The 2,760-nt window shown below is 39.6% G+C and carries 5 protein-coding genes; 1 reads left to right on the plus strand and 4 read right to left on the minus strand.

The window, feature by feature from the left end:
- Positions 1 to 177 (minus strand): S4 domain-containing protein (locus tag ACWB1W_RS03480; RefSeq protein ID WP_479370010.1); only part of this gene is annotated, 177 nt, incomplete at its 3' end.
- Positions 178 to 197: 20 nt separating this feature from the next.
- On the opposite strand from ACWB1W_RS03480, the gene ACWB1W_RS03485 reads away from it, so the two are divergent.
- A complete protein-coding gene (locus ACWB1W_RS03485; RefSeq protein WP_479370006.1) occupies positions 198 to 830 on the plus strand; it encodes a class I SAM-dependent methyltransferase in 633 nt (210 codons plus the stop codon).
- On the opposite strand, the gene ACWB1W_RS03490 is transcribed toward ACWB1W_RS03485, so the two are convergent.
- The 3 genes from ACWB1W_RS03490 to ACWB1W_RS03500 all read right to left on the minus strand — a co-directional run.
- Positions 808 to 1,401, minus strand: a complete 594-nt coding sequence (locus ACWB1W_RS03490; protein WP_479370007.1) for a GGDEF domain-containing protein — start codon at positions 1,399 to 1,401, stop codon at positions 808 to 810. The genes ACWB1W_RS03485 and ACWB1W_RS03490 overlap by 23 nt on opposite strands.
- A 1-nt stretch (position 1,402) precedes the next feature.
- On the minus strand, positions 1,403 to 2,560 hold the full coding sequence (locus ACWB1W_RS03495; RefSeq protein ID WP_479370008.1) for an FIST N-terminal domain-containing protein: 1,158 nt from the start codon (positions 2,558 to 2,560) through the stop codon (positions 1,403 to 1,405).
- Positions 2,561 to 2,577: 17 nt separating this feature from the next.
- Positions 2,578 to 2,760 (minus strand): hypothetical protein (locus tag ACWB1W_RS03500; protein ID WP_479370009.1); only part of this gene is annotated, 183 nt, incomplete at its 5' end.

Raw genomic sequence — 2,760 nt, forward strand, 5'->3', positions numbered from 1 at the left:
GTGTTCTTTTGGTTTTACGTTTACCCCTTCAACCTCTACACTTTCTCCTTCCCTTACCTTGTAATCAGGACTCTTTACCACCCTTCCTCCTACCCTTACCCTTCCTTCCCTTATTAGTTCCTTTGCCGCCTTTCTGGTTACGTTTATGGCTTTTGCTATATACTTGTCCAGTCTCACAATATAGAATTTAAAAAATTATGGCTCACAAGTTTGACCCTGCAAGGATTAAGAAGCTTGATGATCCGTCAAGACTTGAGCTGTTTGACCCCGAGAAGGTTTTAAAGGAGTTCGGGATAAAAGAGGGAATGACCGTTCTTGACGTAGGAACGGGTGCAGGGTTTTACCTTCCTTACCTTTCAAAGCTTGTAGGTGAAAAGGGAAAAGTTTACGCAATAGACGTTCAAGAGGAAATGGTAAACTACGCAAGGGAGAAGGTTCAAAAACTCGGTCTCAAAAACGTTGAAGTTTTAAAGTCTGAAGAAAACAGAATTCCCCTTCCGGACAATACGGTTGATTTCATATACATGGCGTTTACCTTTCACGAGCTGTCCGAGCCTTTAAAGTTCCTTGAAGAGCTCAAAAGGGTTGCAAATAACTTTGCTTACCTTGCGATAATCGACTGGAAAAAGGAAGAGAGGGATAAAGGTCCCCCTCCGGAGGAGGTTTACTCCGAGTGGGAAATAGGTTTAATCCTTGAAGACGCAGGTATAAGAGTGGGAAGGGTCGTTGAAATTGGTAAATACTGCTTAGGTGTGTACGCAGTTATAGTAAAAGAAGAACAACAAAACCCGTTAGCAAACATTCCCTTCAAGATACCACCTGCTCTTTAGTTCTCTTTCCTAACTTCATTTCATACATTCTTTTGTCTGCTACTTCTATTAACTTTTCGGGAGTATCTCCGTCTTCCGGGTATGTAGCGATTCCGTAGCTTGCGGATATACCGAATTCTTTAAAGGTTTCTTCTATCCTCTTTCTTATCCTTTCCCCTACTATCTTTCCCATCCCTTTTTCCTTTCCTTTCAGGATTATCACGAATTCGTCACCACCGTATCTGATGGGTATATCCTCGCTTCTTATACTTTCCCTGATTATCTGGGCTATCTTTTTGAGAACTTCGTCCCCTACCTTATGTCCGTATTTATCGTTAACCTCTTTAAACCTGTCAAGGTCTATAAAGAGAACTTCAACGCTTCCGTTTTTTAAAATCTTGTTTCTGTTTAACTCTATCCTGAGAAGAGATTCAAGACTTTTCCTGTTGAAGAGTCCCGTAAGCGGGTCGTGAGAAGCTTCAAACTCAAGCCTTTGGGTTAAGCTCTCGTAGCTTTTTAGGAGTTCCTCATACTTCCTCGTAACCTCTTCTATTATGTTAAGAAGGAGCTTTAGCTTCACACCTTCTCTCATTTCAGACCTCCTTTAAAGCTACAAAGGTAGCTGTTTCGTTGTATAGTTTAGCCTTTTTAAAAAATCTATCCGGTCCTACTTCCCCGTAGGTTGCAAAACCGAATAGAGGAGCGTCAAGCTCCCCGGCTATTATTCTGTTTTCCTTCTCTCTCATACTCTCAAGGACGTATTGACGGGCTACACAGGAAAAGTTAAGTATGAGCTCGGGACTATTTACTTTTCTCTTTACCTTTTCAACTTCCTTTTTTGTATTTTCTAGAATTTGTTCCGGTGTTCCAAAGGAAAGCATAAACTTACCTCCCTCGTAAACCGGAGCAAAAAACTCAACGTAATCCTCCCCTATTTCCTTAAATGTCCTTTGAATTCTTACGTATCCTTCTTCATCCTCTAAAATTACTATAGGGCAATACCATAGATATTCAACCTTTTTCTCAAGACCGTTTAAGAATCTTTCAACTATCTCTTTAAAGGGAGTTTTTCCGTCAACCTCGTAAATCTTATACCCCTCCGCTCTTGAAACGGTATAGACCGGACTTATTGGTTTAAATCCCGAGGATATTCCCATGGAGAACTCAACATTCTCAAAGGTTACAACTACAAAACCGTTTTTTATAATTTTCCCATCGTAAAACTGGAAGGTTCTGAGCTCGTCGTTATACCTCCTTCCTGAAGAAACACCTCCGACCAAGTTCGGATAAAAATTCTTTGAAGCTAAAAGTCTTCCTAAGTCTTCAATAAACAAACCCAAGCTTTCATCTTCCCAAGAGGATATGAATATATTTAGGTTATTTTTGTTCTCCTCAAGGTAGTCTATTAAATTATTTATAGTTCCATTCTTTACGTATTCCTTAATTCCCTCATCAGCGTATACCTTTACCCTACCTCTATTTTCAAACTTCACGAAACACACAGCTATACCTTCAAGTATATCCGTGTTCGCTATCGCTTCTGTTGTATGAAAAGCAACGTAATCCTTCCCGCTTATATCAAATACCCTTTTGATGTCCCTATCAAGGTGTTCGTAAGGGTATTTATAGTTCAGGGCTATAAACATAAAGTCAAAGTCCGATAAAATTCTCTCTTCGGTAAACTTCCTTTTTATCTCTTCAAGTGCTTGGTAAAGAACCGGCTTACGGGAAGCGTAAACGACGCTCTTCATTATAAGTAAGAATGATATTACGGATTATACCTTTTTATCAATTCCTTTGCTTTCTCTATTACGACCTCCCTTTCTGTCTTATACCATAAACTTTGAGCTTTTTCCAACAGATATAGGGCTGTTCTGGGACGGGGTATAGATTTAGAAAGTATTCTAACCGCTGATAGCTCAAGAATTTCGGAAAGATGTTTTTTATTTAT

The organism is Aquifex sp. (genome assembly GCF_056494385.1).